Source organism: Amycolatopsis thermalba (assembly GCF_003385215.1).
GTDB lineage: Bacteria > Actinomycetota > Actinomycetes > Mycobacteriales > Pseudonocardiaceae > Amycolatopsis_E > Amycolatopsis_E thermalba.
In genome coordinates this window covers 40,805-67,295 of sequence record NZ_PQHW01000028.1, presented here as the reverse complement: position 1 = coordinate 67,295, position 26,491 = coordinate 40,805, and the positions used below count along the sequence as shown (strand labels likewise).

The 26,491-nt window shown below is 71.7% G+C and carries 27 protein-coding genes and 1 pseudogene; 13 read left to right on the top strand and 15 right to left on the bottom strand.

The features are described from left to right. Both D0D15_RS36580 and D0D15_RS14240 read left to right on the top strand, forming a co-directional pair. Positions 1–642 (top strand): annotated as a pseudogene (locus D0D15_RS36580) (hypothetical protein); the annotation flags it as partial. Between the two features lie 42 nt (positions 643–684). Further along, positions 685–2,316 carry a class I adenylate-forming enzyme family protein gene (locus D0D15_RS14240; protein WP_094004477.1) on the top strand — a complete coding sequence of 544 codons (1,632 nt, stop codon included), beginning with the start codon at positions 685–687 and terminating at the stop codon, positions 2,314–2,316. A 304-nt stretch (positions 2,317–2,620) separates the two neighbouring features. Here the strand turns inward: D0D15_RS14240 and D0D15_RS14235 are convergent, their stop codons facing one another. Genes D0D15_RS14235 through D0D15_RS14225 form a run of 3 tightly spaced genes read right to left on the bottom strand, consistent with a single transcriptional unit; the run spans position 2,621 to position 5,010 of the window. Beyond that, positions 2,621–2,815 (bottom strand): hypothetical protein, encoded by a 195-nt coding sequence (locus D0D15_RS14235; protein WP_094004476.1) that lies wholly within the window; start codon positions 2,813–2,815, stop codon positions 2,621–2,623. A 9-nt stretch (positions 2,816–2,824) separates the two neighbouring features. After that, positions 2,825–3,952, bottom strand: coding sequence for a fatty acid desaturase family protein (locus tag D0D15_RS14230; protein WP_094004475.1), 1,128 nt, complete (start codon positions 3,950–3,952; stop codon positions 2,825–2,827). Between the two features lie 11 nt (positions 3,953–3,963). After that, a complete protein-coding gene (locus D0D15_RS14225; protein ID WP_094004474.1) occupies positions 3,964–5,010 on the bottom strand; it encodes a ferredoxin reductase in 1,047 nt (348 codons plus the stop codon). Positions 5,011–5,101: 91 nt separating this feature from the next. Here D0D15_RS14225 and D0D15_RS14220 point away from each other — a divergent pair, with 91 nt between their 5' ends. The 3 genes from D0D15_RS14220 (at position 5,102) to D0D15_RS14210 (ending at position 6,672) form a co-directional block, all read left to right on the top strand. Further along, positions 5,102–5,776: a TetR family transcriptional regulator gene (locus D0D15_RS14220; RefSeq protein WP_115944490.1), complete on the top strand. Its 675-nt coding sequence runs from the start codon at positions 5,102–5,104 to the stop codon at positions 5,774–5,776. Positions 5,777–5,837: 61 nt separating this feature from the next. After that, complete coding sequence (locus D0D15_RS14215) at positions 5,838–6,269, top strand: hypothetical protein (RefSeq protein ID WP_240325246.1); 432 nt, start codon at positions 5,838–5,840, stop codon at positions 6,267–6,269. A 49-nt stretch (positions 6,270–6,318) separates the two neighbouring features. Beyond that, positions 6,319–6,672, top strand: a complete 354-nt coding sequence (locus D0D15_RS14210) for a hypothetical protein (RefSeq protein ID WP_094004471.1) — start codon at positions 6,319–6,321, stop codon at positions 6,670–6,672. 28 nt (positions 6,673–6,700) lie between these two features. Here the strand turns inward: D0D15_RS14210 and D0D15_RS14205 are convergent, their stop codons facing one another. Beyond that, positions 6,701–7,558 carry an alpha/beta fold hydrolase gene (locus D0D15_RS14205; protein ID WP_094004470.1) on the bottom strand — a complete coding sequence of 286 codons (858 nt, stop codon included), beginning with the start codon at positions 7,556–7,558 and terminating at the stop codon, positions 6,701–6,703. Positions 7,559–7,708: 150 nt separating this feature from the next. Here D0D15_RS14205 and D0D15_RS14200 point away from each other — a divergent pair, with 150 nt between their 5' ends. Then, on the top strand, positions 7,709–8,101 hold the full coding sequence (locus tag D0D15_RS14200) for a DUF6401 family natural product biosynthesis protein (RefSeq protein ID WP_198958167.1): 393 nt from the start codon (positions 7,709–7,711) through the stop codon (positions 8,099–8,101). 49 nt (positions 8,102–8,150) lie between these two features. Here the strand turns inward: D0D15_RS14200 and D0D15_RS14195 are convergent, their stop codons facing one another. The 3 genes from D0D15_RS14195 to D0D15_RS14185 form a co-directional block, all read right to left on the bottom strand. Further along, positions 8,151–8,990, bottom strand: coding sequence for a mechanosensitive ion channel family protein (locus tag D0D15_RS14195; RefSeq protein WP_094004469.1), 840 nt, complete (start codon positions 8,988–8,990; stop codon positions 8,151–8,153). Between the two features lie 199 nt (positions 8,991–9,189). Then, positions 9,190–10,122, bottom strand: coding sequence for a ribonuclease Z (locus D0D15_RS14190; RefSeq protein WP_094004468.1), 933 nt, complete (start codon positions 10,120–10,122; stop codon positions 9,190–9,192). Then, complete coding sequence (locus D0D15_RS14185; RefSeq protein WP_115944489.1) at positions 10,109–11,515, bottom strand: PucR family transcriptional regulator; 1,407 nt, start codon at positions 11,513–11,515, stop codon at positions 10,109–10,111. The genes D0D15_RS14190 and D0D15_RS14185 overlap by 14 nt, the downstream gene beginning before the upstream one ends. Positions 11,516–11,598: 83 nt before the next feature. On the opposite strand from D0D15_RS14185, the gene D0D15_RS14180 reads away from it, so the two are divergent. The 3 genes from D0D15_RS14180 (at position 11,599) to D0D15_RS14170 (ending at position 14,822) form a co-directional block, all read left to right on the top strand. Next, positions 11,599–13,005 (top strand): aldehyde dehydrogenase family protein, encoded by a 1,407-nt coding sequence (locus tag D0D15_RS14180; RefSeq protein WP_115944488.1) that lies wholly within the window; start codon positions 11,599–11,601, stop codon positions 13,003–13,005. Positions 13,006–13,107: 102 nt separating this feature from the next. After that, positions 13,108–13,530 carry a YciI family protein gene (locus D0D15_RS14175; protein ID WP_094004465.1) on the top strand — a complete coding sequence of 141 codons (423 nt, stop codon included), beginning with the start codon at positions 13,108–13,110 and terminating at the stop codon, positions 13,528–13,530. Between the two features lie 86 nt (positions 13,531–13,616). Further along, positions 13,617–14,822 (top strand): RNA polymerase sigma factor, encoded by a 1,206-nt coding sequence (locus tag D0D15_RS14170; protein ID WP_115944491.1) that lies wholly within the window; start codon positions 13,617–13,619, stop codon positions 14,820–14,822. 820 nt (positions 14,823–15,642) lie between these two features. Here the strand turns inward: D0D15_RS14170 and D0D15_RS14165 are convergent. After that, a complete protein-coding gene (locus D0D15_RS14165) occupies positions 15,643–16,224 on the bottom strand; it encodes a TetR/AcrR family transcriptional regulator (RefSeq protein WP_162830569.1) in 582 nt (193 codons plus the stop codon). A gap of 74 nt (positions 16,225–16,298) precedes the next feature. Between D0D15_RS14165 and mca the strand changes: the two genes are divergently transcribed. Next, a complete protein-coding gene (gene mca / locus D0D15_RS14160; protein ID WP_094004464.1) occupies positions 16,299–17,123 on the top strand; it encodes a mycothiol conjugate amidase Mca in 825 nt (274 codons plus the stop codon). Here mca and D0D15_RS14155 read toward each other — a convergent pair. The 3 genes from D0D15_RS14155 to D0D15_RS14145 form a co-directional block, all read right to left on the bottom strand. After that, entirely contained in the window at positions 17,095–17,754 is a 660-nt protein-coding gene (locus D0D15_RS14155) for a rhomboid family intramembrane serine protease (protein WP_094004463.1), read from the bottom strand. The two genes, mca and D0D15_RS14155, sit on opposite strands and share 29 nt — an antisense overlap. Next, entirely contained in the window at positions 17,751–18,791 is a 1,041-nt protein-coding gene (locus D0D15_RS14150) for an ABC-2 transporter permease (protein ID WP_094004462.1), read from the bottom strand. Before D0D15_RS14150 ends, D0D15_RS14155 begins: the two co-directional genes overlap by 4 nt. A 234-nt stretch (positions 18,792–19,025) precedes the next feature. Then, positions 19,026–20,339 carry an aminotransferase-like domain-containing protein gene (locus D0D15_RS14145; protein ID WP_094004461.1) on the bottom strand — a complete coding sequence of 438 codons (1,314 nt, stop codon included), beginning with the start codon at positions 20,337–20,339 and terminating at the stop codon, positions 19,026–19,028. A gap of 71 nt (positions 20,340–20,410) precedes the next feature. Here D0D15_RS14145 and D0D15_RS14140 point away from each other — a divergent pair, with 71 nt between their 5' ends. Then, on the top strand, positions 20,411–21,199 hold the full coding sequence (locus D0D15_RS14140; RefSeq protein ID WP_094004460.1) for an alpha/beta fold hydrolase: 789 nt from the start codon (positions 20,411–20,413) through the stop codon (positions 21,197–21,199). Here D0D15_RS14140 and D0D15_RS14135 read toward each other — a convergent pair. Beyond that, a complete protein-coding gene (locus tag D0D15_RS14135; RefSeq protein WP_094004459.1) occupies positions 21,196–21,642 on the bottom strand; it encodes an anthrone oxygenase family protein in 447 nt (148 codons plus the stop codon). The two genes, D0D15_RS14140 and D0D15_RS14135, sit on opposite strands and share 4 nt — an antisense overlap. Positions 21,643–22,096: 454 nt before the next feature. Here D0D15_RS14135 and D0D15_RS14125 point away from each other — a divergent pair, with 454 nt between their 5' ends. Further along, positions 22,097–22,777, top strand: a complete 681-nt coding sequence (locus D0D15_RS14125) for a hypothetical protein (RefSeq protein WP_094004457.1) — start codon at positions 22,097–22,099, stop codon at positions 22,775–22,777. On the opposite strand, the gene D0D15_RS14120 is transcribed toward D0D15_RS14125, so the two are convergent. The 3 genes from D0D15_RS14120 to D0D15_RS14110 are packed head-to-tail and all read right to left on the bottom strand — an operon-like array spanning position 22,734 to position 25,562. Further along, positions 22,734–23,198, bottom strand: a complete 465-nt coding sequence (locus tag D0D15_RS14120) for a MarR family winged helix-turn-helix transcriptional regulator (protein ID WP_094004456.1) — start codon at positions 23,196–23,198, stop codon at positions 22,734–22,736. The two genes, D0D15_RS14125 and D0D15_RS14120, sit on opposite strands and share 44 nt — an antisense overlap. A gap of 60 nt (positions 23,199–23,258) precedes the next feature. Continuing rightward, positions 23,259–24,158, bottom strand: coding sequence for a LysR family transcriptional regulator (locus D0D15_RS14115; protein ID WP_094004455.1), 900 nt, complete (start codon positions 24,156–24,158; stop codon positions 23,259–23,261). Positions 24,159–24,167: 9 nt separating this feature from the next. Beyond that, the gene (locus D0D15_RS14110) at positions 24,168–25,562 is read right to left on the bottom strand and encodes an MDR family MFS transporter (RefSeq protein ID WP_233157144.1); all 1,395 of its coding nucleotides are present in this window, start codon (positions 25,560–25,562) and stop codon (positions 24,168–24,170) included. A 98-nt stretch (positions 25,563–25,660) separates the two neighbouring features. Here D0D15_RS14110 and D0D15_RS14105 point away from each other — a divergent pair, with 98 nt between their 5' ends. Further along, positions 25,661–26,491, top strand: coding sequence for a phosphoribosylaminoimidazolesuccinocarboxamide synthase (locus D0D15_RS14105; RefSeq protein ID WP_094004453.1), 831 nt, complete (start codon positions 25,661–25,663; stop codon positions 26,489–26,491).

Here is a 26,491-nt window from a genome sequence, read left to right as displayed (position 1 = left end):
GCCCCACCCCCCCCCCCCCCCCCTGCTCCGCTGGCCGCGGAGGTCAAGGCGGCCCAGACGATCGTGTTCGAGGCGTGCGTCGTGGACGACGAGCCGGCCGAGCCGCTGATCGTGCCGGTCGACGAGGACGCCGACGCGCGGCCGGCGAAGGAGCGGCGGAACCGGCCGCTGATCCTGGCCACCGCGAGCGCCGGGCTGACCCTGGCCGGCGCGATGCTCGTCGGCGGCTGGATCGCCGGGCCGGGTGGCGAGCCCGGGCCGGTCAGCCTGTCCGGTGGGCACGCCGCGCCGCAGGAGCCGACCGTGGCCGACCAGGGCGAGCGCCCCGGCGCCGTCCCGCCGGAGGGCCGGTTCACCGGCATCCTGCCGGTCGCCGCGACGAAGCAGGCGGCGCCGAAGCAGACCACGCCGAAGGCCGCCGCGCCGACCACGAAGAAGCCGACCCGGCAGGCGGCGCCGAAGCAGACCCAGCAGGCGCCGAAGCCGCAGTTCTCCGTCCCGCAGTACCAGATCCCGCGTTTCGACCGGGACTGGAGCGAGTACGAGCGCGAGTTCGACTACGACTACGACTACGACTACGGGCACCACTACGACTACGACCGGGACCGCTACGACGACCGGCACGGCCACCGGCACCGCTGAGCTGTTGACGCCCCCACCGGCGGCGGCGGATCATCGCCGGTGATGAGCGTCTACGACGACAGGCTCTGGCTGGCGCGGTACGCGCCGGGGCAGCCCGCGGGGATCACCGTGGAGCACGACAGCGCGCTGGCGATGTTCCGCGCCGCGGTGGCCCGCGATCCCGGCGGCGACATCCTGCGGTACTTCGGCGGCCGGATCACCCTGCGCGAGCTGGACGAGCTGACCGACGCCTTCGCCGCGGGCATCACCGACGCCGGGTTCCGGCCCGGCGAGCGGGTCGCGATCTACGCGCAGAACGTGCCGCAGTTCGTGATCGCGCAGGTCGGCACGTGGAAGGCGGGCGGGATCGCGGTGCCGGTCAACCCGATGAACCGGGAACGCGAACTGGGCCAGCTGCTGGCCGACTCCGGCGCGACGGTGCTCGTGACGCTGCAGTCGCTGTGGCAGGAGGTGGCGGCGGAGGTCGTGCCCGGGACCGCGGTGCGGACGGTGCTGACGACGTCCGAACTGGAGTACCGGGCGGAGCCCGCCTCGCCGGTGGAGTGCCCGGGGACCGTGGACCTGGCGAACATGCTCGCGCGGTTTCGCGGGGTGGTGCCGCCGGAGGTGACGCTCGGGCCGGACGACATCGCGTTCCTGACCTACACGTCGGGCACGACGGGCCCGCCGAAGGGCGCGATGACGACACACCGGAACATCGTCTTCAACGCCCAGACGTACCGGGACTGGGTGGGGTTGAGCGGCGACGACGTGATCCTCGGGGTGGCGCCGCTGTTCCACATCACCGGGCTGATCGGGCACATCGCGGTGGCGTTGCTGGTGGGCGCGCCGCTGGTGCTGATGGGCCGGTTCGACGCGGCGCGGACGATCGAGACGGTGCGTGCGGAGCGCGCGACGTTCACCGTCGGGTCGATCACGGTGTTCATCGCGTTGATGAACGCACCCGGCGCCGACCGGGAGGCGCTGGCTTCGCTGACGAAGATCTATTCCGGTGGAGCGCCGATCCCGCCGAGCACGGTGAAGGCTTTCCAGGCGGCGTTCGGGACCTATATCCACAATTGCTACGGCCTGACCGAGACGACATCGCCGTCGCACGCGGTCCCGTTCGGCGCGGAGGCACCGGTGGACCCGGCTTCGGGCGCGCTGTCGGTCGGGGTGCCGGTGTACGACACGGTTGTGCGCGTCGTCGACGAGGAGGGCCGCGAGGTACCGGTCGGCGAGGTGGGCGAACTGGTGACGTCCGGTCCGCAGGTGGTGGCCGGGTACTGGGAAAAGCCGGCGGAAACGGAGAAAGCGCTTCCCGGCGGGCAGTTGCACACGGGCGATGTGGGTTACATGGACGCCCAGGGCTGGTTCTACGTGGTGGACCGGAAGAAGGACCAGATCAACGCGGGCGGGTACAAGGTGTGGCCCCGCGAAGTCGAGGACGTGCTGTACGAACACGAAGCCGTCCGGGAAGCCGCGGTGGTCGGTGTCCCGGACGAGTACCGCGGGGAGACGGTGAAGGCCTTCGTCAGCCTGCGGCCGGGGTTTTCGGTCACGGCGGAGGAATTGGTTACGTTCTGCCGCGAACGCATGGCGGCGTACAAATACCCGCGCCAGGTGGAATTCCGGGAGGAGCTACCGAAAACGGTGACGGGCAAGCTACTGCGCCGAGCGCTGCGCGGAGATTGATCTTTTCTGGCCTTCGGCCAGAGCGCCTCACGGCGCCGGAAGGTCGCCTTGGGTGCCGACCTCTCCCGCCCCCGATGCCGGATTGTGTTTCGGTCGCCGAGCAGGCGTGTCAAGGCGGGAAAGAGTACCTTGACACGCCTGCTCGGCGACCAAAGATCGGCTGTGGATCGGGGGCGGGGGAGGTCTGGGGCGTGGTCGGTCCGCTTGCGTTGCCGGCCGCCGGTTTGCAGGGCTGCCGCGCGGTCAGGCTGATTACCGGCCCGCTTGCGTTGCCGACCGCCGGTTGTGCTCCCGCCGCCCGGCCCTACTCCCGCTCGTCGGCGTTTGCTCGGCGCGCTGCTTCCCGCATTTCGAACAAATCCGTCAGCCAGTCGCCCGTCTCCCGGGCTATGTCCCGCACCGCGCCGGTGATGATCGTCGCTATGTTGCCGATGTGCGTGGCCGCGGATTCGGTGAGCACCTGGACCGTGTCCTTGCCGCTTTCGATCGGGTCGACCATCACACGTCCTTACGCCGCCGCGGAAACCCTGTCGGACGTCAGCTTATCCGGCGTCGGCTCCTCCCGCCGGGGGCGTGGCGGCAGCGCGAACTTCACGATCTTCTTCGCCACCGACCACAGCTGCTTGTGCAGCGGCCCGGTGTTGTAGGGCAGCCCGTACTTCTCACACACCGCCCGCACCTCCGCGGCGATCTCCGGGTACCGCCGCGCCGGGATGTCCGGGAACAGGTGGTGCTCGATCTGGTGCGACAGGTTCCCGCTCAGGATGTGGAACAGCGGGCCGCCCGTGATGTTCGCCGAGCCGAGGATCTGCCGAAGGTACCACTGGCCGCGCGTCTCGTTCTCGGTCTCCTCCTCGGTGAAGCTCTCCACGTCCGACGGGAAGTGGCCGCAGAAGATGATCGCGAACGCCCACAGGTTGCGGGTCAGGTTCGCCGTCGCGTTGCCGAGGAACGTCAGCGGCGCGAGCGGGCCGGTGAGCAGCGGGAACAGCACGTAGTCCTTGCCGACCTGCTTCACCGCCTTCTGCGCCATCCGCGCCCGCATCTCCTTGAGCTCGGGGTCCGACCACTTCCGCTCACCGCGCACGATCCGGTCGAACTCCAGGTCGTGCAGCATCACGCCCCACTGGAAGATGAACGCCAGCACCGTCGCGTACACCGGGTTGCCCAGGTAGTACGGGTGCCACTTCTGCGCCGGGTCGATGCGCAGGATGCCGTACCCGATGTCGCGGTCCTTGTCGAGCACGTTGGTGAACGTGTGGTGGATGTAGTTGTGCGAGTGCCGCCAGTTCTCGGCTGGCGCCATCGTGTCCCACTCGAACTTCTGCGAGCTCAGCTCGGGGATGCGCGTCCAGTCGTACTGGCCGTGCATCACGTTGTGGCCGATCTCCATGTTGTCCAGGATCTTCGCCAGCGACAGCGCGCCCACCCCGGCGAGCCAGGCCGGCGGGAAGAACCCGCCGAACAGCAGCGCCCGCCCGGCGACCTCCAGCCCGCGCTGGGTCCGGATGATCTTCATGATGTAGTCGACGTCGTCCTGGCCGAGGTCGGCGACGATCCGCTGCCGGATCGCGTCCATCTCGCGGCCGAACTCCTCGATCTGCTCCGGCGTGAGCCGGTCCTGCAAGCCGGTCATGGGAAGCTCCTCTACGCGTTGATCTCCACGTCCCCGGCGGGGACGGAGATGCACAGCTGGATCTCTTCGTTGTCTTCGCCGGACACCTCGCCCGACTTCGCGTTGCGCACCCGGCCGCGGGCCTTGACCTTCGTGCAGGAGAAGCAGATGCCCATGCGGCACCCGTGCTCCGGGCTGAGCCCGGCCTCCTCGGCCTGTTCCAGCAGCGGGCGGCCCGAGTTGGGGACCTCGACACCGCTGTGCGCGAACCGCACCGTCCCCTCGGCCGCCGACTCGTCGATCACCAGCTCCGGCGGCGTGAACTCTTCGGTGATCAGTTGTTCACCCAATTGTTCGCTGTCGTACACGGCGCGCACCGAGTCCATCAGCGGCGCCGGGCCGCACAGGTACGTCAGCGCGCCGGCGTACCAGGGCGCGGCCTCGACCAGGTGGTCCCGCGAGAAGAACCCGCTCAGCTCACCACCCTCGGCGTGCGTGCAGGCCAGCACGACCCGCACGTTCGGCGCCTGCCGCGCCAGTTCACCGGCGTAGAGCACGTCGCCGGGGGTGTTCGCGTAGTGCAGGAACACCACCTCGCCGGTGTGCCCCTCGTCGGCGAGGGTGCGCAGCATCGACATCAGCGGGGTGATCCCGCTGCCGCCGCTGATCAGCAGCAGCTTCTCCGGCCGCGGCTCGGGAAGGGTGAACGCGCCCTCGGCCTGGGACAGGCCCAGCACCCAGCCCGGCCGGGCCCGGTTGAGGTGCCGCGACACCAGGCCCTGCGCCTTGATCGTCAGCTCCAGCCGCCCGTCGCGGTGCTGCGAGCCGGCCGGTGAGTAGCAGCGGGTGCGCCGCACCCCGTCGATGTCCACCGAAACCCGCACGTACTGGCCGGCCCGGAAGCCGCGCCAGGCCGCGCTGGGCTTCAGGGTCAGCGTGACGGTGTCCGCGGTCTGGTGCTCGACCGCCGTGACCTCGCCGCGGATCTCGCGGCGCACCAGCATCGGGTCGATGAGCTCCAGGTAGCGGTCGATGCCGTGCGGGGTGAGCAGCGCCTCGGCGATCGCGGCGAGCCGCATGATTCCTCCCCGGGATCATTTTCGGAGAACACTTGTACACTCAATGGTGGCGTACCCGCCGGGGGCGCTGTCAACCGAGGGAGGTGCGGGCGTGACGCAGGTCGCACCCGGAGCCGGACGTAAGATCGGCGATGTGTCGGCCGAGTCCGTCAAGCCCGTGAGCCGGCAGGAACGCAAGCAGCGCACCCGCCAGGCGTTGCTGGACGCGGCGCTCGCCCAGCTGGCGGACCGCCCGTTCGCCGTGCTGAGCCTGCGCGAGGTGACCAAGCAGGCCGACATCGTGCCGACCGCCTTCTACCGGCACTTCACCTCGATGGACGAGCTGGGCCTGGTGCTGCTCGGCGAGTCGATGGACGTCCTGCACCGGATGCTCGACGCGGCGCGCGACACCGGCACCGACTTCGACCGGGTCGTCCACACCGTCGTGCGGACGCTGTACGAGTACACGCGTGCGCACGAGGCCCACATCCGCTTCCTGACCCGCGAGCGGCACGCCGGCGGGGGCGCGGTGCCGCAGGCCGCGCGCACCGAGCTGCGCATGTTCGCCGGCGACCTGGCCGTCGACCTCGCCCGGTTCGACTGCCTGCGCCGTTGGCGCACCGACGACCTGCGGATGCTCGCCGACATGATCGTCACCACGCTGTTGTCCACCGCGGTGGAACTCATCGAAACCGTGCCGCGCACCGCGGAATCCGACGAACGCATTCTCGCCACCGCGGAGAACCGGCTGAAGCTGATCGCCCGCGGCGCCGCACACTGGACGTGACCCTCATTCGAGGGACACCGGCGGTTTGCGCACTCCGACGGCGCTTGCGAACGTCGAATTCATGCGAACGATCGCCGCACTGACCGCAGCCGCGTTCCTGCTGACCACGACGCCCGCCGCCGCCGAGCCGGCGTTTCTCACGTCCTACTACGGAAACGGGTGGAGCCTGCAGGTCGCGGGCACCGTGACGAAGGACGGCGACCAGGCGTACTCGATCGAGCTGAGCGTGTCCGGCGCGTGCCCCGCGGCGCACCTGCTGAGCACGCCGAAAATGGGTGTGCGATACCGATCGCCGCGCGAGGACTGGCACACGGAAATGTTCCCGTGCGGCACGAATCCGCAACCCATCAAGGGATCCGGCTACCTCTTCCCCGGCGACAGCGTGTCGATCCAAGCCGTCGGCGAAGCCGGTTTCCCGCCCTCGCCCGGCTACGGTTTCGAGGTCCGGGTGCAGCCACGCGAACCTGAGACGGCTCCCACCCCGAGCTTGTGATCATCGAACACCTGTTCTAGCGTCGTGCACGGAGGGTGAGGAGTGCACGATGAACCGGCAGGACGAGGAAGACCGCCTGGAGCGGAAACGGATCGCCGAGCTGGCGGACCAGTGGCGCTCGCTCGCGGGTGCGCTGCCGTTCTGGACGGAGGCGCGCGAAGGCGAGGAAATCGTGCTGCGCAACCAGTTCGGCGACGAGCTGCTGGTGACCCTGCACGGCCGCTGGGCTCAGCATTTCGCGCAGTACCTGGGCTCGCTGCAGAAGACGGCGGGCTGCGCGCTGGCCGAGTTGCTGTGGACCATCGGCGGTCACGGCGACTCGGTGCAGATCCGCCGACAGGCCCGCGAACTCCTGCGCGCCATGCTGCTCGAGGAACCCCGGCCACCCGGCCGGCAACGGTGACGGTATGTGACCGTCCACTCGCGACGATTCAGCGGCCGGACAGGAAGCGCAGCGTCCGCTCGGTGACCTCGTCCGCCGGCATGGCGTGGGTGGCGTCCGGCCACAGCTCGGCCGCGCCGTGCCGGAGGAGTTCGCGGGCCCGGGCCACCGAGCGGCGCGGGTCGTGCACCACGCTGCGACCGCCGATGAGCGCCAGGACCGGCGCACCGATCCCGCGCAACTGCTCGCCGGGGAACGGGACGGGCCGGGGCAGCGCGATCCGGAAGTGCTGGAAACCGGCGCTGACCAGGCGCCCTTCGACGGCGTCCGCCGGGTCCGCGCCGGTGACCCAGGCCAGGAACCGCGGGCGGGCCCAGCTGGACACGTAGGGCAGGCCGACCGGGATGGCCCGCAGCACCAGTGCGGGCGGCAGCGGCGCGAACGTGGCGACCGGATCGACGAGCGTCGCCGACGCGACCCGCGCGGGCCGCCGGATCGCGAGGTTGGCGGCCAGCCAGCCACCGAAGGAGACGCCGAGCAGGTGCGCCTCGCCGAGGCCGATCCCGGCCAGGGTCTCGTCGAGCCAGCGCGCCTGGTCCCCGGCGTCGCGGATGGGCGCGGTCTGCTCGCTGCGGCCCGGTTCGCCGAGCAGGTCGACGGTGTGGACGCGGTGCCGGCGGGCCAGCCGCGGGATGCTCGTGCGGAACATGACGCTCGTGCCGCAGCGCCCGGGCAGCAGGACGAGTGGGTCGCCGTCGGCGCCGAAGCGGTAGACGCGGACCGTGCCGAAGGCGGTCGGCACGTCGTGCCGCGCGGCCGGCTCGGGCAGGGCGCGCAGGCCTTCGTCGTAGACGGCGTCGTAGCGCGCCCGGCTGCCCGGCGACCGGAACCCGCCGATCCGTCTCATTCCCGCCTCGTCATCGTGAAGTTCCGCACCTGTAACGGAAGCCGTCGGTGACGCCGCGCTGACACCGCGTCCCGGCCGCGAGGAAAACGGCCATGTCGATCGTCGCCGCCCCGGTCCACAAGGTCGAATCCGGGGGTTACCGTGGGAGGCATGTTCGGTTTGGCCGCGGTCTGGGCGGAACGGTCGTCCCGCCGGACGCTGAATCATCTGCACAGCCAGCTGGGTGCCGCGGGGCTCGTCGCCGCCGTGGCCACCGCGCCCGGCCTGGCCGCGGTGGTGGACCAGCACGCGGCCGCGGTGCGCGACATCCTGGCCGCGGGCGTCGAGGGTTCCGCGGCCGTCGCGGGTGTCGTGCTGCTCGCCGGCTACGCGCGCGGCCTGCTCGACCACGCCCGCGAAGCCGGGTGGCGGCTGAGCGTGCCGCACGGCCCCGAGTCCGGGCCGATGGACTGGCTCACCTTCCGCCTGCTCGCCGTCTGCGCGCTGGCGACCTCGATGGACGACCCCTGGTACCGGCAGGGTTTCGAGCTGGAACTGCGCTAGACGCACGAGAACGGCCGGTCCGTCGCCGGACCGGCCGTTGCTCCCCGCGTTACCGGAAGCTCTCCGGCGGCCGCGTGGTCGCGCCGCTGTCCGACGCGGTGGAACCGGTCGGCTGGCGCATCTCCTGCGTGGCCGCCTCCGCGGTCGGCGTGGTGGCGCGGGTGGCGTCCTCACGGCCCCGCTGGTAGGCCTCGGCGTGTGCCTTGGCGGCCGGGATCTGCTCCTCGGCGCGGCCCAGCCAGCGCTCCCAGCGCTGCTGCATCGGCTTCACCAGGCCACCACCGGCGCCGACGACGACCACACCGGCGACCGTCGCGAGCACGGTGATCAGCACCGGCGTGGTGACCGTGGTGGCCACGCCGATCTGGTTCAGCGCGGCGATGATGCCCAGCGCCCAGATGAACACCGCGGCGATCGTGCCCAGGGTCTTGCCGTAGGACAGGCCGCTGAGGGCGCTGCCGATCAGGTCCTTGACGGCACGGGCGATGGCGCCGGCGATGACCACGATGATGATCGCGACCGCGGCCTTCGGCAGCCACGCGACGATGCCCGCGAGCAGGCCGCTCACCGGGTTCGGGCCCCACACCCCGAAGGCGATCTGCAGGGCGATCAGCAGGACCGCGTAGTACACCAGCTTGGCGATGATGTCCGAGGCGTCGTACTTGCTCTTGGCGAGCATCTGTTTGATGCCGCCGCGCTCGACGACGCGGTCGAAACCGACCTTCTCGAGCACCTTGTTCACGATCTTGCCCAGCGCTTTCGCGACGAACCACCCGATCGCGAGGATCACCAGGAACGCGACGAACTTCGGCACGAAGGTCGCCACCGCGCTCCAGGCGTTGGACACACCCTGGCCGAAGTCGACGGCCGCCAGGTTGGACGTTGCCACTGGCCTCTCTCCCTTCCGTTGCAGGAGCAACCTGCGCCCCGTTTCTGAAGCGCTTCCGGTGGAGTGGCTACCCAGCCCCGGGAGGGCCACACCTGAGTGACCTGCGGTTATCCCCCACACGTGTGACGTAGGCCGCTCGGGAGGAGGGGGTGCGGGATGGTGCTCAACCGGCGGCTTCCGGCCACGTCGCGGGCCGCGATCAGCCCGCCACCGACTCCGGCCGCCGCGCCGGCACCGCGACCCGGCTGACGTCCGAGGCCACCACGACCTCCCCGCCGAAGAACTCCCCCGCCTCCGCGCGGAACGCCTCCGGGTCCGCGTACCGCTGCGAGAAGTGCGACAGCACCAGCTTCCGCACCCCGCACTCCGCCGCCACGCGCCCGGCCTGCGCGGCCGTCAGGTGGCCGTACTCGGCGGCCAGCGCGGCGTCCGCGGACAGGAACGTCGACTCGATCACCAGCAGGTCCGCCCGGTCGGCCAGCTCGAACACGCCGTCGCACAGCCGGGTGTCCATCACGAACGCGAACCGCTGGCCCCGGCGCGGCTCGCTCGCCTCCGCCAGCTCGACCCGCCGGCCGTCGACCTCGATCGAGCCCTCCCGTTGCAGCCGCCCGACCGCCGGGCCGCGCACGCCGAGCCCCGCCAGCCGCTCCGGCAGCATCCGGCGGCTGTCCGGCTCGACCAGCTGGTACCCGAACGACTCGACCGGGTGCGACAGCCGCCGCGCCACCAGCCGGCCGAACGCCCCACGCGCGATCACGCCCGGCTCCGCCACCGGCGACTCCACCAGCTCCGCCGTCTCGTGGAAGACGCTCGCGTGCCGCAGCCGCGCGAAGTACTCCGCGCCGGACGCCGGGTAGTGCGCGACGACCGGGTGCCGCACCCCGTCCAGCGACAGCCGCTGCACGATGCCCGGCACGCCCAGGCAGTGGTCTCCGTGGAAGTGGCTCAGGCAGATCCGCGTGATCGAACTGGCCGCCACCCCGGCGAACAGCATCTGCCGCTGCGTGCCCTCGCCGGGGTCGAACAGCAGGCCCTCGCCGTCCCAGCGCAGCAGGTAGCCGTTGTGGTTGCGGGTGCGGGTCGGCACCTGGCTCCCGGTCCCCAGCACCACCAGTTCACGCACGGACACTCCCCGACCCCAGGCCGCGCAGCCGCAGCGCCATCCACAGCTCCGCCCGCACGTCGGGGTCGTCGAGGTCCCGGCCGGTCAGCTCGGCCACCTTGGCGATGCGGTTGCGCAAGGTGTGCCGGTGCACGCCGAGCCGCGCCGCCGCCGGGTCCCACTGCCCGTGCCGCCGCAGCCACTCCGCCAGCGACGCCAACAGATCACCCCGCCCGCCCTCGTCGTGGCGCACCAACGGCTCCAGCACCGCGGTGGCAAACGCTTGCGCCTCTTCCGCGGGAAGCAGCGAGACCAGGTCACCGCGGAACCGCACCAGCTCGGTCGCCGAGGCCACGCCCACCGCCCGCCGGTGCGCCGAAGCCAGCTCGGCGTACCCGGCCGCCGGTGCCACCCCACCCGTCAGCTCCGGGGCCGGCCAGCCCGGCGGCGCGATCGCCACGACGAATCCCTCCACCTCCGCGGGAAACACCGGGCTCCCCTCGAGCGCGTCGAGCACCCGTTCGGGTGGCCCGGTGAACGCGAAGACCTCGACCGGCTCCGGCGGCAGATCGACGATCCCCGCGACCAGCTCGTGATGCCCGGCCAGCAGCAAAGACATACATGCGGTATGTATCTTGCGTCGCACCGTTTCCACGCCGTCCGCCCGCGTCAACGCCAGGGTGAGCAGCGAGGCGGCCGCGCTCAGCACGTGCCGGCTGGTGCGGTCGAACGGCTGCGGCCGTCCGGCGACGAGGAACCCGTGGTTGCGCAGCACCTGGACGACCACGTGCTGCCCGTCCACCTCGAAAGTCGCGCTCGCCGGACCACCGCGCAGCCGCGCCAGTTCGCCCGCGACGGAAGCCAGCCGTTCCGCGGCCGCCGCCGGCGCGGCGCGCACCAGCTCACCGCCGCGGCCGACCAGCAGCACGAACCCGTCGAGCAGCCGCGCCAGCCGCCGGCCCGCCGCGTCCGGGCCGCGCAACGCCGCCCGCGTCAGCTCCTGCTGTGCCGCGTTGGTCGCGGTGACCTCGGCGTACGAGTCCGCCGCCAGCGCCGCCGACACGGCCTTGCTGATCGCGATGAACGGCGTCCGCCGCGGCACCTCGATCAGCGGCAGCCCGGCCGCGGCGGCGGCGCGCACCAGGCCGACGGGCACTTCGTCGTGGCTGAGCCCGATGCCGAAGCCCAGCCCGGCCAGCCCGCGCGCGGTCAGCCGGTCCACGTACTCGGTCTCGCCCGACAGGCGCAATCCCGTGGTGAGCAGCAGCTCGCCGCCTTCGAGGAACGGCGTCGGGTCGTCCAGCTCACTGACGTGCACCCAGCCCACCGGACGGTCCACACCGGACTCCCCGGCCAGCGCACGCAGACCGAGCGTCGGATCGGCGAGCAGCCGCCGCAGGGTCACCGGCATGTCCACCACTCTGCCACTTCGTCCAGTTTCCGGGTATCCAACTGGCCAGTCCGGCCATTTCCGTCCGGTCCGGGCGAGCCGATGCTGGACGCATGACCTTCCCCTACTGGGTCGCCGGCCGCCCGGCGTCGAGCGACGACCTCGTCGAAGTCCGCAGCCCCCGCGACGGCGCCCTCGCCGGGAGCACCAGCAACGCGACCGCCGAGGACGTCGAAACCGCCCTCGCTGCCGCGCACGACGTACGGCACGAGGTCGCCCAGCTGCCCGCGTACGTGCGCGCGGACGCCCTCGACCACGTCTCGCGTCGCCTGGCCGAGCGCGCCGACGAGATCGCGAACCTGATCCACGCCGAGTCCGGCAAGCCGCTGAAGTGGGCGCGCGCCGAGGTCGGCCGTGGCGTCTCCACCTTCCGCTGGGCAGCGGAGGAGGCCCGCCGCTTCTCCGGTGAGCTGCAGCGGCTCGACACCGACGCCGCCTCGGCCGGGCGGCTGGCCCTGGTCCGCCGCGCGCCGCGCGGGCCGGTCCTGGGCATCACGCCGTTCAACTTCCCGCTCAACCTCGTCGCTCACAAGGTCGCCCCGGCGATCGCCGCCGGCTGCCCGATCGTGCTCAAGCCCGCGCCCGCGACGCCGCTGGCCGCGCTGGTGCTCGGTGAACTCCTCGCCGAGACCAGCCTGCCCGCGGGCTCCTGGTCGGTGCTGCCGATGCCGAACGAGGCGGCGAGCGAACTCGTGGCCGATCCGCGGCTGCCGGTCGTGTCGTTCACCGGGTCCGGGCCGGTGGGCTGGTCGATCCAGGACCGGGTGCCGCGCAAGCACGTCACGCTGGAGCTGGGCGGGAACGCGGCGGCGATCGTCTGCCCGGACTGGACGGACCTGGAGTTCGCCGCGCAGCGGATCGCGACGTTCGGCACCTACCAGGGCGGCCAGTCGTGCATCTCGGTCCAGCGGGTCTACGCGCACCGCGACGTCTACGCCGAGCTGGCCGACCGGGTGGTCGCGCACGTGCGCAAGCTGGACGTGGACGGCGAGGTCGGCCCGCTGATCAACGAGGCGGCGGCGGTGCGGGTGCAGTCGTGGGTCGACGACGCGGTCGCCGCGGGTGCCGAGTTGCTGGCCGGCGGGACGCGGCAGGGCGCGACGGTGGCGCCGACCGTGCTCGCCGACGCGCCCGAGGACTGCGCGGTCAACGCCGAGGAGATCTTCGGCCCGGTGCTCTCGCTCGCGCCGGTCGACTCGGTCGACGAGGCCTTCGCCCGCGTCAACGCGTCGCGGTTCGGTCTGCAGGCCGGGGTGTTCACGCACGATCTGCGGATCGCGTTCGAGGCGTCGGCGCGGCTGGAGGTCGGCGGGGTGGTCGTCGGCGACGTGCCGAGCTACCGCGCGGACCAGATGCCCTACGGCGGGGTGAAGGAGTCCGGCACCGGCCGGGAGGGCCTCCGCGCGGCGATGGAAGACCTCACTGAGCAGCGGGTTCTCGTGCTGACCGGGGTCCGCTGAGATTCCCGAAAGAAAATTGTCCGGCCTTGTCGATTCGCCCGGTGCTCGATCGATGTCATCGTGACGGTCCCGCGGGGACACCACGAGAGCAGGGAGAAGACGATGAAGTTCATGGTCCTGGTCAAGGCCGACGAGAGCACCGAGGCCGGCGCGATGCCGACCGAGCAGGAGCTGGCCGAGATGGGCAAGTTCAACGAGGAGCTGGTCAAGGCGGGCGTGATGCTGGCCGGTGAGGGCCTGCACCCCAGCTCGAAGGGCGCGCGCGTGCGGTACTCCAGCGAGGGCACGACGGTGATCGACGGGCCGTTCGCCGAGTCGAAGGAGCTGATCGCGGGCTTCTGGATCCTCGACGTGAAGTCGAAGGAGGAGGCCGTCGAGTGGCTCAAGCGGGCGCCGTTCCAGAACACCGAGATCGAGATCCGGCAGGTGTTCGAGGCCGAGGACTTCGGTGAGGCGTACACGCCGGAGCTGCGCGAGGCCGAGGACCGGATGCGTCAGCGGATCGAGGAGCAGCACGGGCAGTAGGAGCTTGCCCTCGCCGCGGTGAGGTGGTGTGCTCGGTGACCGTGACGGTCACCGAGGCACACCGCACCATCGACGCTGTCTGGCGCATGGAGTCGGCGAAGCTGATCGCGGCGCTGACGCGCATGGTCCGTGATGTGGGGCTGGCCGAGGAGCTGGCGCAGGACGCGCTGGTCGCGGCGCTGGAGCAGTGGCCGTCGTCCGGGGTGCCGTCCAACCCGGGCGCGTGGCTGATGACGATCGCCAAGCGCCGCGCGATCGACCACTTCCGGCACCTGAAGATGGCCGAGCGCAAGCACGAGGAGATCGGGCTCGACCTGGAGACGACGCAGCAGGCGATCGCGGTCGAGCCGGACGAGGTGCCCGACGACCTGCTGCGGTTGATCTTCACGGCGTGCCACCCGGTGCTGAAGACGGAGGCGCGGGTGGCGCTGACGTTGCGGCTGCTGGGCGGGCTGACGACCGAGGAGATCGCGCGCGCGTTCCTGGTGCCGGAGGCGACGGTGGCGCAGCGGATCGTGCGGGCGAAGCGGACGCTGGCGCAGAAGAAGGTGCCGTTCGAGGTGCCTGCCGGGCCGGAGCTGGCGGAGCGGTTGGGGTCCGTGCTGGAGGTCGTGTACCTGATCTTCAACGAGGGCTACTCGGCGACGGCCGGTGACGACTGGATGAGGCCGCAGTTGTGCGCCGACGCGATGCGGCTCGGGCGGATCCTGGCCGGGCTGGCGCCGCAGGAGCCCGAGGTGTTCGGGTTGGTGGCGCTGATGGAGTTGCAGGCTTCGCGGTCCCGGGCGCGGGTGACGGCGGACGGTGAGCCGATCCTGTTGCTGGACCAGAACCGCGCGAGGTGGGACCGGTTGCTGATCGGGCACGGGTTGGCCGCCCTGGAGCGGGCCGAGAAGTTGTCGGAGGTGCGCGGGCCGTACGTGCTGCAGGCGGCGATCGCGGCGTGCCACGCCCGGGCGGGGACGCCGGAGGACACCGACTGGGCGCGGATCGCGGCGCTGTACGGGGAGCTGGCGGAGGTGGCGCCGTCGCCGGTGGTGGAGCTGAACCGGGCGGTGGCGGTGTCGATGGCGGCCGGGCCGGAGGCGGCGCTGCCGTTGGTGGACGCGCTGGCGCAGCTGCCGGCGATGGCGCGGTACCACCTGTTGCCGACGGTACGGGGCGACCTGCTCGCGAAGGTCGGCCGGCGGGAGGAGGCGCGGGCGGAGTTCGAACGGGCGGCTGCGCTGACGCGCAACACCCGGGAGCGGGAGGTACTGCTGGCCCGGGCGGCGGAGGCTGCTGGGGGGTGAGTGGGGTTTGTTCGTCGCCCAGCTGGGCGTGAACGGCCCATTCATCGCGATATGACTGGGACCTTCGTCGCGGCGTGAATGGACCGTTCATCGGACGTCCGTTCGCCCACTCGCGAATACACGAACGGTCCCTTCATCGCACCACCACTGGCCCACTCACGACCGCGCGAACAGGCCAATCACCAGGCCACCACCGGGCTCACTCGACAAGGCATGAATGGACCGTTCATCGGGCCACCGTTGGCCCACTCACCGCCGCCCGAAGAGTCCCCTCGCCTAGACACCACCGGGCCACTCGCCAAGACATGAATGGACCCTTCATCGCGCCGCCATTGGCCCTCCCGCTCACCCAACTCATGAACGGACCATTCATCGATCCACTACTGGCCCAGTCATGAAGGCTGAAGGCATGAACGGACCGTTCATCGCCCCACGAGCGGTCCCACCACTCCCGTTATGAATGGGCCATTCACGGCGCCACCACTGGCCCCACTCGCGAACATATGAATGGGCCATTCACGACGCCGCTACTGGCCCCACTCGCGCACACATGAACGGACCATTCATCGCCCCGCCACCGGCCCACTCGCCGCCTCCTGAACGGGCCATTCATCGGGCCATCGTTGGCCCACTCGCTAACACACCAACGGGACGGTCACCGAGGCATGGCTGGGCCACTCGCCGCTTCATGAATGGACCGTTCATCGTCCCCTCACCGCTCACTCGCCGCCTCGTGAACGGACCGTTCATCGCCCCACCATCGGCCCACTCGCGCACACATGAACGGACCATTCATCGCCCCGCCGGTACACACAAGAACCTAAATCGACCCCAGGCCGGACTCCAGTAGGTCGAACATCCGCTCTCCGGCGCGCCCCACCGCCGCCGCGACCTCGGCCTCCGGCTCACCATCGGCGATACGCCGCAGGACCTCGTCGAAGAGTAGGCGCGCCACGCTCCCGATCTGGGCGGCGACCGCGCGCGCCGTATCGCTGTCCAGCTCGTCGAGGAGCGATGCGGCCAGCGCTTTCTCCCGCTCCTCGTGCAGCTCCCGCAGACGGGCGAGCAGCGTCGGGCTCTCGACGATCATCCGGGCGAACTCCGGCCCCGAAAAACCCAGCAGCGCATCCCGCCGCTCGAGGCCCGCTCGCCAGGCCCGCCGGAACGCGGCGACCAGCGGCCGGCCCCGGACCTCCGCCAGGCTCGCCACGAACGACTCGTGCACGTCGAAGACCAGGTCCTCCTTGCGCGGAAAGTGGTTGGTCACCGTCATCTTCGCCACCTGCGCCGCCTCCGCGACCTGCGCGATCGTCACCTCCTCGAAGCCCCGCGAGATGAACAACCGCGTGGCCACGTCCGAGATCGCCTGCCGCGTCCGCTGCTTCCTCAACCCGCGCTCCATGCACCCCACCCTAGCCAACTGATTAGGTTTGACCTAAAATTAGGTCGAACCTAACCAAAGCGCAGGAGGCACCGATGCGGCTGATGGCCGTCCACGCCCACCCCGACGACGAGTCCAGCAAGGGCGCCGCCACGCTGGCGCGCTACGCCGCGGAAGGAGCCGACGTCCTGGTCGTCACCTGCACCGGCGGCGAGCGCGGCGACGTCCTCAACCCGCGCCTGAACACCCCCGAGATCCGCGCCAACCTGCCCGAGATCCGCCGCCGGGAAATGGCCCGCGCGCGCGAGATCCTCGGTGTGCGGCAACGGTTCCTCGGCTTCCGCGACTCCGGCCTGACCGACGACCCGCCCGCGGACAGCTTCGCCCGGCAACCCCTCGGCACCGCCGTGCACAGGCTCGTCGAGGTCATCCGCGAGTTCCGCCCGGACGTGCTCGTCACCTACGACGAGACCGGCGGCTACCCGCACCCGGACCACATCCGCACCCACGAGGTCGCCGTCACCGCGTTCGACGCCGTCACCGGCACGCCCTGGCAGATCGCGAAGCTCTACTACCTCGCCACCCTGAGCCGCCAGTGGTTCCAGGCCATGCACGACGCGCTCACCGCACGCGGCCTCGACTCCGCCATGGGCGAGGTCCTGGCCGAACTGCCGGACACCGAAATCCCGATCACCACGCGAATCCACTGCGCGGACTACTTCGACGTCCGCGACCGCGCCCTGCTCGCCCACGAAACCCAGGTCGACCCCGCCCACGGCTTCCTGCGCCACCCGCGCGACGTCGAACGCGAGGTGTGGCCCACCGAGGACTACGTGCTGGCCCGCTCGCTGGTCCCGGCCGACCCGCCCGAGGACGACCTGTTCGCCGGGATCAGGGCTGTTTCGGCGGATCCAGCATGACCGTCGGGTCCGCCGGCGCGGGCTCGACCTGCTTGCGCCGCCGCTCCCGGAACACCCAGCCGCCGATCACGCCCGAACCGAACCCGAACAGGTGCCCCTGCCAGCTGATGCCCTCCTCGGCGGGCAGCAGCGCGGTGAACTGGTAGGCGAAGCACAACGCCATCACCAGCCCGATGACGAGGTCGATCGGCCGCCGGTCGAACAGTCCCCGCACGATGATGTAGCCGAAATATCCCAGCACGACACCGCTCGCGCCGGCGGTCACCCCGTTCGCCGGCGACACCAGCCATACGCCGAGCCCGCTGCCGATCACGATCAGCGCCGTGACACCGAAGAACTTCCGCACCCCGCGGTAGGCGGCGAGGAACCCGAAGATGAACAGCGGCCCGGAATTGCTCTCGATGTGTCCCCAGCTGAAGTGCAGGAACGGGGCCGTCAGCGCCTCGGGCAGCGAACTCAGCTCGCGGGCGCGGATGCCGAAGTCGAAGCTGAGCGCGTAGTCGGTGGCCCAGTTGACGATCTGCACGATCCAGATGACGGCGAGGAACCCGACCATGACCCACAGCGCCTTGCGCGCCTCGGCGATCATGGCCTGGGCTTCGGCGCCACTGGGCAGCGGGCGTTCCTTCATCCGGTCAGGGTAATGGAATTCGCGGCATTTTCCCGGCGAATCCGGAACGCCGAGGCGAGCAGGGTCACCACGAGCCCGGCGACGCCCCAGACCACCAGCACCACGATCGGCCCGCCGGTCGCGTTGCCGGCGAAGTAGACCTCGTCGCGGATCGCCTCGGTGCCGGCGCCGTTCGGCAACCAGTCGCCGATCGCGCGCCAGAACGGCGGCAGCAGTTCGGTCTGGTAGGCGCCGCCCGCGCTCGGGTTGCCGAGGATCACGAAGATCAGCACGGTGATGCCGACGCCGATGACGCCGAACAGCACCTGGAAGGCCATCGTCACGGTCGCCGCGGCGAAGGTGAGGGCCGCGCCGATCCACCACAGGGACAGGAAGTGCCCGGTCAGCGCGCCGAGGACCTGGTCGACGACCAGCGCGCCACCCAGGCCGGACACGATCGCGTAGGGCACCATCGCGGCGAGGCGGATCGCCGTGCGGCGCAGGGTCGCCGGCCGGGCGCCCTTCGCGATGCCGAGCGCGGCGGCGGCGAGGTAGCCGCCGACGAGCCAGCCGACGACGGCGTAGAACGCGGTCAGCCCACGCGCGTCGCCGGGCTGTGGTGGGACGAGGTCGGTGACGGTGAGGGTGCGGTTCTGCGCGGCGTCGAGCTGGGTGAAGACCTGCTCGACGGCGGTGGCGAGGGCGGGGCCCGCGGCGGTCGCGACCAGGAGGGTGTCGGTGGTGCCCGCGGTGTCGATGAGGTAAGCCGCCTCGACGTCGCGGTCGAGCACCCGTTGGCGCGCGTCGGCCGGGTCGGGGCTCGGCGACGCCTCGATCGGGGTGCCGTCGATGGCGTTGATCCGGTCGACCGTCTCTTGTGGACCGACGACGGCGACGGCGATCCGGTGCGGCGTGGGGCTGTGGAAGGCGCCGACGTAGGACAGGATGAAGCCGAGCTGCAGGAGCAGCACCCCGAGGACGAGCAGAACGGTCCGCGGGGCGATCGCGTCCCGCAGATCACCGGCGAGGCCGCGCGGGCCGCTGTGTTCGCTGGTCATGGCCCGAACCTAGGCTCGGCGGGGCCGTCCCGCGCGGCGAGAATTCACTCGATCCTGGTGCCCGCGGCAGGGAAGGCGATGACCGGCGGGGGCGGATGGCCGGACGAGGAGAGGTTGCCCCCGTGACCGCCTTGGCCCGGGGCGACCATCCCCTGAACCGGGGGTGAGCGGACACAGACGGCGGGTGGCTGGCCCCGGCGCTCCCCGCGGTGAGTGCGCGGCCAGCGCCCGGCGTCACTCGATTCCGCTGTCCTCCGGGCTGCTTCGCGCCAGTGCGGCCAGCGTGTCCAGCGCCCCGGCCAGCACGTCGAGCCTCGGGGAGGCCAGTGCGAGCCGCACGGCGGTGGGGGCTCGGCCGGGGGTTACGGCGAACGCCGCGGCCGGGGTGACCGCGATGCCGCGCCGCGCGGCTGCCGCCACGAAGGTTTCCGCCCGCCACGGCTCCGGTAGCTGCCACCAGCAGTGGTAGGCCCGCGGATCCGCCCGCACCGAGAAGCCCGCCAGCCGCGTGCGGACCAGCTCCTGCCGCGCCATCGCGTCGTCGCGCTTGGCGGCCTCGATCTTCGCCAGCGTGCCGTCCGCCATCAGGCGCGTCGCCACCGTCAGCGGGAACTGCGCGGCCGCCCAGCCGCCCGACCGCACCGCGGCAGCCAGCCGATCACGCAGAACCGGTGGCGCCACCGCGAAACCCAGCGTCATCCCGGGCGCGAGCCGCTTCGAGAGGCTGTCCAGCACGATCGTCCGCTCCGGCGCGAGCTCCGCCAGGGGCGCGACGTCCGGCCGCAGGAAGCCGTTGATGCCGTCGTCGATCACCGGCAGGTCCCGCTCCCGCACCGCCTCGGCCAGCTCGGCCCGCCGCGCCGCGGGCATCGTCACGCCCAGCGGGTTGTGCAGCACCGGCTGCAGGTAGACCGCCCGCAACCGCGGCGGCAGGTCCGGCACCACACCGGACGAGTCCATCTCCAGCGGCACCAGCGTGACCCCGAGCCGCGCCGCGATGCCCTTCACCACCGGGTACGTCAGTGCCTCGACCCCCAGCCGCTCGCCCGCCGGGACCAGCGCGGCCATCGCGGCGGCGATCGCCTGGCGGCCGTTGCCGGTGAACACCACATCCCCCGCGTCCGGCGCCCACTCGCCCCGTGCCAGCACCCGCGCGGCCTCCGCGCGCGCTTCGGCGGTCCCGGTCACGACGGACGGCCCCAGCCCCTGGACCAGCAGGTCCGGTCGCAGCACCGGGCCGAGGCTCGCGACGATCAACCCGGGTTGTTCCGGCAGGACCGGGAAGTTCAGCTCCAGGTCCACCGTCGCGCCCGCGGGTTCGGCCAGCGCGGACTCCGGCTTCGGCGCGGCGCGGATGTACGTGCCCCGCCCGGTCTCGCCGACCGCCAGCCCGCGCCGGACGAGCTCGCCGTACACCCGGGCCGCGGTGGAGACCGCGATCCCGCGCTGCCGGGCGAACCGGCGCTGCGGCGGCAGCTGGTCACCCGGGCGGAGCCGCCCGGCGGCGACGTCGGCGGCGACCGAGTCCGCGATCGTCCGGTAGTCCATCCACACCCCACATTGCACCGAGAGCAATATTGGTATTGCACCGAGCATATCACCGGATCTACGGTCGGGGCATGACGATCGACATCGCCTTCGACGACAAGGGCTCGGGCCCCGCGCTGGTCCTGGTCCACGGCCACCCGTTCGACCGCTCGATGTGGCGGCCGCAGCTGGACCACTTCAGCGAGCGCGGCTGGCGCGTCATCGTGCCCGACCTCCGCGGGTACGGCGAAACGACGGTGGTGCCCGGCAAGACGCCGCTCACGGTGTTCGCCCGCGACCTGGAAACGCTGCTGGACCGGCTGGACGTCGGCGAGTTCGTCCTCGGCGGGCTGTCGATGGGCGGGCAGATCGTGATGGAGTGCCACCGCCTCTTCCCGGAGCGGATCCGCGCACTGGTCCTCGCCGACACCTCGCCCCGCGCCGAGACCGAGGCGGGCAAGCGCAATCGCACCGAGATGGCCGAGCGATTGCTCCGAGAAGGGCTCCGCCCGTACGCCGACGAGGTCCTCACGAAGATGGTCGCGCCCGCCAACGTCGCCGCGATGCCGGACCTCGCCGAGCACGTCCACCGCATGATGCGCTCGACCTCGCCGGAGGGCGCGGCGGCGGCGCTGCGGGGCCGGGCCGAGCGCCCGGACTACGTGCCGACGCTGGCCGGGATCCGCGTGCCGACCCTGGTCGTCGTCGGCGACCAGGACGAGTACACCCCGGTCGCCGAGGCCGAATTCCTGCACGCGCACGTCCCCGGCGCCGAACTGGCGGTCATCACGGGCGCGGCGCACATGCCCAACCTGGAACGCACCGCGGAGTTCAACTCCGTCCTCGCGGACTTCCTGGCGAGGCTGCCTCAGGCGTCCTAGGAGCCGAGCGCCGCGGCCAGCAGGACGAAGGCGGCGATGATGACGGCGACGCGGCCGTAGTGGAAGCGGTCCCACCGGTTCGCCTGCTGCTTCCAGTTCGCGGGCCGGTTCTCGGGGGTCCACGTCTTGCTGCGGTTGTTGATCGGGACGAGCAGCAGGACCGACATGAGCACGCTGACCATCAGCAGCGCGCCGGCGGTGACCACGAGACCGGTGCCGTGCTGCCACCCGGCGATCGCCCAGATCGCGACCAGGACGACCGAGGTGATGTACCAGACCGGCATCACGGCGCCGAGCATCCGGCCGCCGTAGGCGCGGCCGCGCAGGGCGCTGTCGTCCGGCAGGTGGTCGAGGATGCGGTTGATGACGAAGGCGACAGAGAACTCCACCCCCACCATCACGCCGACGACGACGGTCGTGAACACCTCGAGTGCGTTGAGCATGGGGATCTCTCTCCTGGAGTTCTAGCGTTGATAGGCAACATGGCAACGCTAGCATTTCTATCGCTCGATTGTCTAGCGGCGCTAGCGATGCGCCCCGGCGACGGCAGCGCGGAGGACGGAATTGGTGGTCAACCGCGGAACCACACCGGCGCCCCAATGGTCGCGCCACGGGCGCTGGCCTCCACTGCGGATTCGTCCTCGGCGGGCTGTCGATGGGCGGGCAGATCGTGATGGAGTGCCACCACCTCTTCCCGGAGCGGATCCGCGCACTGGTCCTCGCCTGGAACGCGCCGCCGAGTTCAACTCCGTCCTCGCGGACTTCCTGGCAAGGCCGCCTCAGCCGTCGTGGGCGGCGCGCGCCTGCTCGATCTCCTCGACCGTGGGATGCGCGTTGCGGCGCCTCCGGTTCTGAACGACTGCAGGCGCCATCGATTCATTCCGGAGGAGACGAAGAATGCGTGCGGTGATCCGGGTGTCGGCGGCCGGGCTGTTCGCCCGGACGGGCGTCGCCGGCGTGGTCGAGGAGGCCGGCGCCGGGGTGGCGTTCACGCCCGAGGACGCGGTGATCGGGCTGCGGACCAGGCCGGCCGACCCGCTCGGCGCGTGGGCGGAGCACATCGTCCTCGACGCGGACGCCGTCGCACCGGCACCGGACGGGGCAGACCCTCCTGGTGACCGGCGCGGCCGGCGGGTTCGCGGTCGAACTCGCCGCGCTGCGCGGGCTCCGGGTGGTCGCGGCCGCGAGCGCGCGCGACGAGGAGAGAACCTCGCCGAGGGGGTGCGCAAGCGGGTGCCGGGCGGGGTCGACGGCGCGATCGACGCGGCCGTGCTGGGCTATCCGGCGCTGGACGCGGTCAAGGACGGCGGCGCGTTCGTGGCGGTGATCGGCAACGGGCCGGACAACTACCGGGGCATCCGGATCCGCCCGGTGCGGATCAAGGCCGACGGTGTGGCCCTCACCGGGCTGTCCCGGCTGGCCGCGGCCGGGCACCTGACGTGGCGGTGGCCGGCACCCTCCCCCTGGCCGACGCGGCGAAAGCGGCGGCGCGGCTGCGGGACGGCGGGCTGCGGGGGCGTCTGGTCCTGGTGCCCTAATCCGCGCGGCCGAGGTGGTGCTGGAACAGCTTCCGGCTGATCCGGCCCAGCTCGGCGAACTCGTCGTCGCTCAGGGGGGCCACCACGGAATCGTGCACGGCCTGGCGGTATCCGGGCGTCACGCGGTGGAGGAAATCGGCTCCCTCCGCGGTCAGCACGGCGTACAGGCCGCGGCGGTCCGTCGGGTGTTGTTCGCGGCGGACCCAGCCGAGGCCGGCCAGCCGGGTGATCCGGTAGTTCAGCCTGCTGCCCGGCGAGAACAGCACGGCGGCCAGCTCGCCCATGCGCATCCGGCGGTCCGGCGCGCCGTCCAGCCTGGTGAGGATTTCGTACTCCGCGTGGGAAATGCCCGCGGCCTCGTGCAGGTGCCGTTCGAGCGCGCGTTGCACGAGGGTCTGCGCGCCCAGGTACTGCACCCAGGCCCGGAGCTGGTCATCGGACAGCCGGTGGCTCTCCCGCATGGACCCTCCCAGTTGGTCGGCAGAGGCTGGAATATAGCCGATCGGCAGGGAACAGCCGGGTCAATTCAGGCACCGCTGCACGTGGCCCGGCACCAGAACGGCCTTGCGGCGGAGGATTTCGGTGAACGCCGCGGAAACGGGATCGCCACCCGGGCGCGTGTACGCCGCCAATCGGCGTCGCACCGGCGGGTCCGGGCGCAGCAGGTGCCCGGCGAACCGGGGCGGCAGCACGTTCGCCGGCACCAGCGCCGGACCCAGACCGGCCGCGGCCAGCGACGGCGCCGCGGCCGTCTGTTCGGTCCGCACCGCGGCGCGCGGCTGGAACCCGGCCGCCGCGCAGGCCTGGTCCAGCAGATCGGCGAGCCCGTTGCCGGGCGCGTAGTGCACCCATTCCCGCTCGGCGAGGTCCGCGAGGCGCACTCGCGTGCCGTCCGCGGCCGGATCGTCCGGCGGTACCACGACGACGAGCTCCTCCTCGCCCAGCGGGTGCACCGGACCGTCCCAATCGGACGGTGGCGGCCCGACGGCGAGATCCGCCTGCCCCTGGGCCATCGCGGCGGCCAGTTCGTCGGCGTGCCGGTGCTCGAACAGCCGCACGTGCACCTCCGGATGGGCCCGCCGCCACGCCTTGAGCACCGGGGGCAGCACGCCCAGGCTCACCGAGTACACCGTCGCGACCATGATCTCGCCGCACTGCAGCCCGGCCGCCTGCCGCGCGGCGGACACCGACTTCCGCGCCGCCGCCAGCGTGGCCCGCGCGTGCGGCAGCATCGCCCGGCCCATCGGCGTCAGCCGCACCGACCGCGGCAGCCGTTCCAGCAGCGGTCCGCCGGTCGCCCGCTCCAGCGCCCGCACCTGGTGCGACAACGCGGGCTGCGTCACGTGCAGCAGCTCGGCCGCCCGCGTGAACGAGCCCGCGTCGACGATGGTCACCAGGTACTCCAGCTGGCGCAGGCTCATGAACGCAGCTTATGCCGCGACCGGAACCGCGCGGACCCGCTCATGCTGCTGCGCTCGCCACAGCCACCACGCGGCACCCAGCGCGATCACCGAAGCGCCGGTCAGCCACCAGAACGCGACCTGGAAGGCGTGCTCGGCGCCGGTGGGCAGCAACCGGGACAGCACGATCGCGGACATCGCGCCGCCGACCGCGCCGCCGACCCGCATCAGGATGTTCAGCATCGTCGTCGCGTCCGGCAGCTGCTCGCGCCGCACCGCGGTGAACGCGGCGGTCCCGGCCGGCGACGCCGACAGCGCCAGCGCCATCCCGCGCAGGAACAGCAGCACCTGCAGCAGCACCGGGTCCGCGTCCGCGCCGAGGACGGCGAACGGCGCCGTGGTGAGCACGGTGAACACCCCGCCGGCGAGCGCGACGATCCCGCCGCCGTACCGGTCGGTCAGCCACCCGGCCAGCGGCAGCACCACCATCGTGCCCAGGCCGAGCGACAACAGCGACAGCCCGGTCGTCACCACGTCGGCGCCGCGCAGGATCTGGAAGTACAGCGGGAACAGCAGCATCGCCCCGAACATCGCGGCGCCGATGAACAGGCTGGACACCGTGCCCGCCGCGAACACCGGGTTGCCGAACAGCCGCAGGTCCAGCAGCGGCCGCTCCCGCCGCCACGACCGCAGCGCGAACACCACCAGGCCGGCCGCGCCGAGCGCCAGCGCCACCAGCACCGACGGGCCGATCCCGCCGCCGCCCTCGCCGACCGCGGTGAGCGCGTAGACGAACAGCGGCAACCCGAGCCCGACCAGCGCGAACCCGGTCCAGTCCAGCCGTCCGGCGCCACCCGGCTCACCGCGCGGCACGTACTTCAGCCCGAGCGCCACCCCGATCGCGCCGATCGGCAGGTTGATCAGGAACAGCCACTCCCAGGACAGCGAGTCCAGCAGCACCCCGCCGACGGTCGGTCCGATCGCGGGCGCGCTGCTCACCGCGATGCCGAGGATGCTCATCACGCGCCCGAGCCGCGCGGGGCCGACCGCCTGGCCGAGGATCGTCTGCCCGGCCGGGGTCAGCAGCCCGGCGGCCAGGCCCTGCACGACGCGCAGCGCGACGAGCCACCCGATGTCGCCGGCCAGCGCGCACAGCCCGGACGCGACGGTGAACGCCGCGAAAGCGCCCAGCCACAGCCGCCCGACACCGATGCGGCGGCCGAGCCACCCGCACAGCGGCAGCGACACGGCGAGCGCGATCAGGTAGGCGGTCGTCACCCACTGCACCTCGCCGAGCGAGGCGCCCAGGTCCGTGCCGATGCGGTCGAGACCGACGTTGACCAGTGACGAGTCCAGCATGCCGACGAAGGCGCCGAAGACGATCACCAGGGAGATCCGCCACACGGGCCAGGGAATCCGTTCCATGATCCCGAAGCTAGAACCTCTAGTAATGTCGAGGTCAATGCTCGCTGAGCAGCACCGTAGGATGGGCGCGGCGAAATCCGGCGACACGGGACGGGACGATGAAGCACATCTACGCGGGCAAGGTCCGGGAGCTGTACTCCGACGGGGACGACATCCTGCTCGTCGCATCCGACCGCATCTCGCTCTACGACGTGGTGATGCCCACTCCGATCCCGGACAAGGGCAAGCTGCTCACCCAGCTGTCGCTGTGGTGGTTCGAGCACCTCGCGGAGATCGTGCCGAACCACGTCGTGTCCACCGACGTGCCCGAGGAGTTCGCCGCCCGCGCGATCCGCGTCAAGCCGCTGAAGATGGTGCAGGTCGAGTGCATCGCGCGCGGCTACCTGACCGGCCTCGGCCTGAAGGAGTACCAGAAGCAGGGCACCGTGTCCGGCGTCGCACTGCCGCCGGGCCTGGTCGAGGGCAGCAAGCTGCCGGAGCCGATCTTCACGCCGACCACCAAGGCGACCGAGGGCCACGACGAGTTCATCACCTTCGACGACGTGATTGCGCAGGAGGGCCGCGAGACCGCGGAGCGCCTGCGGGAGCTGACCCTGGCGATCTACCGCGCGGGCGCCGAGCGGGCCGCCGCGAACGGGATCATCGTCGCGGACACCAAGGTCGAGTTCGGCTGGGACGCCGACGGCGTGCTGACCCTCGGCGACGAGGTCCTGACGTCCGACTCGTCGCGGTTCTGGCCGGCCGACCGGTGGCAGCCGGGCCGCCCGCAGTTCTCGTTCGACAAGCAGTACGTGCGTGACTGGGTCAGCGGCACCGGCTGGGACAAGACGCCGCCCGCGCCGGAGATCCCGGCCGACGTGGTGGCCACCACCCGCGCCCGCTACATCGAGGTCTACGAGCGGATCACCGGACGCACCTGGGGCGCATAA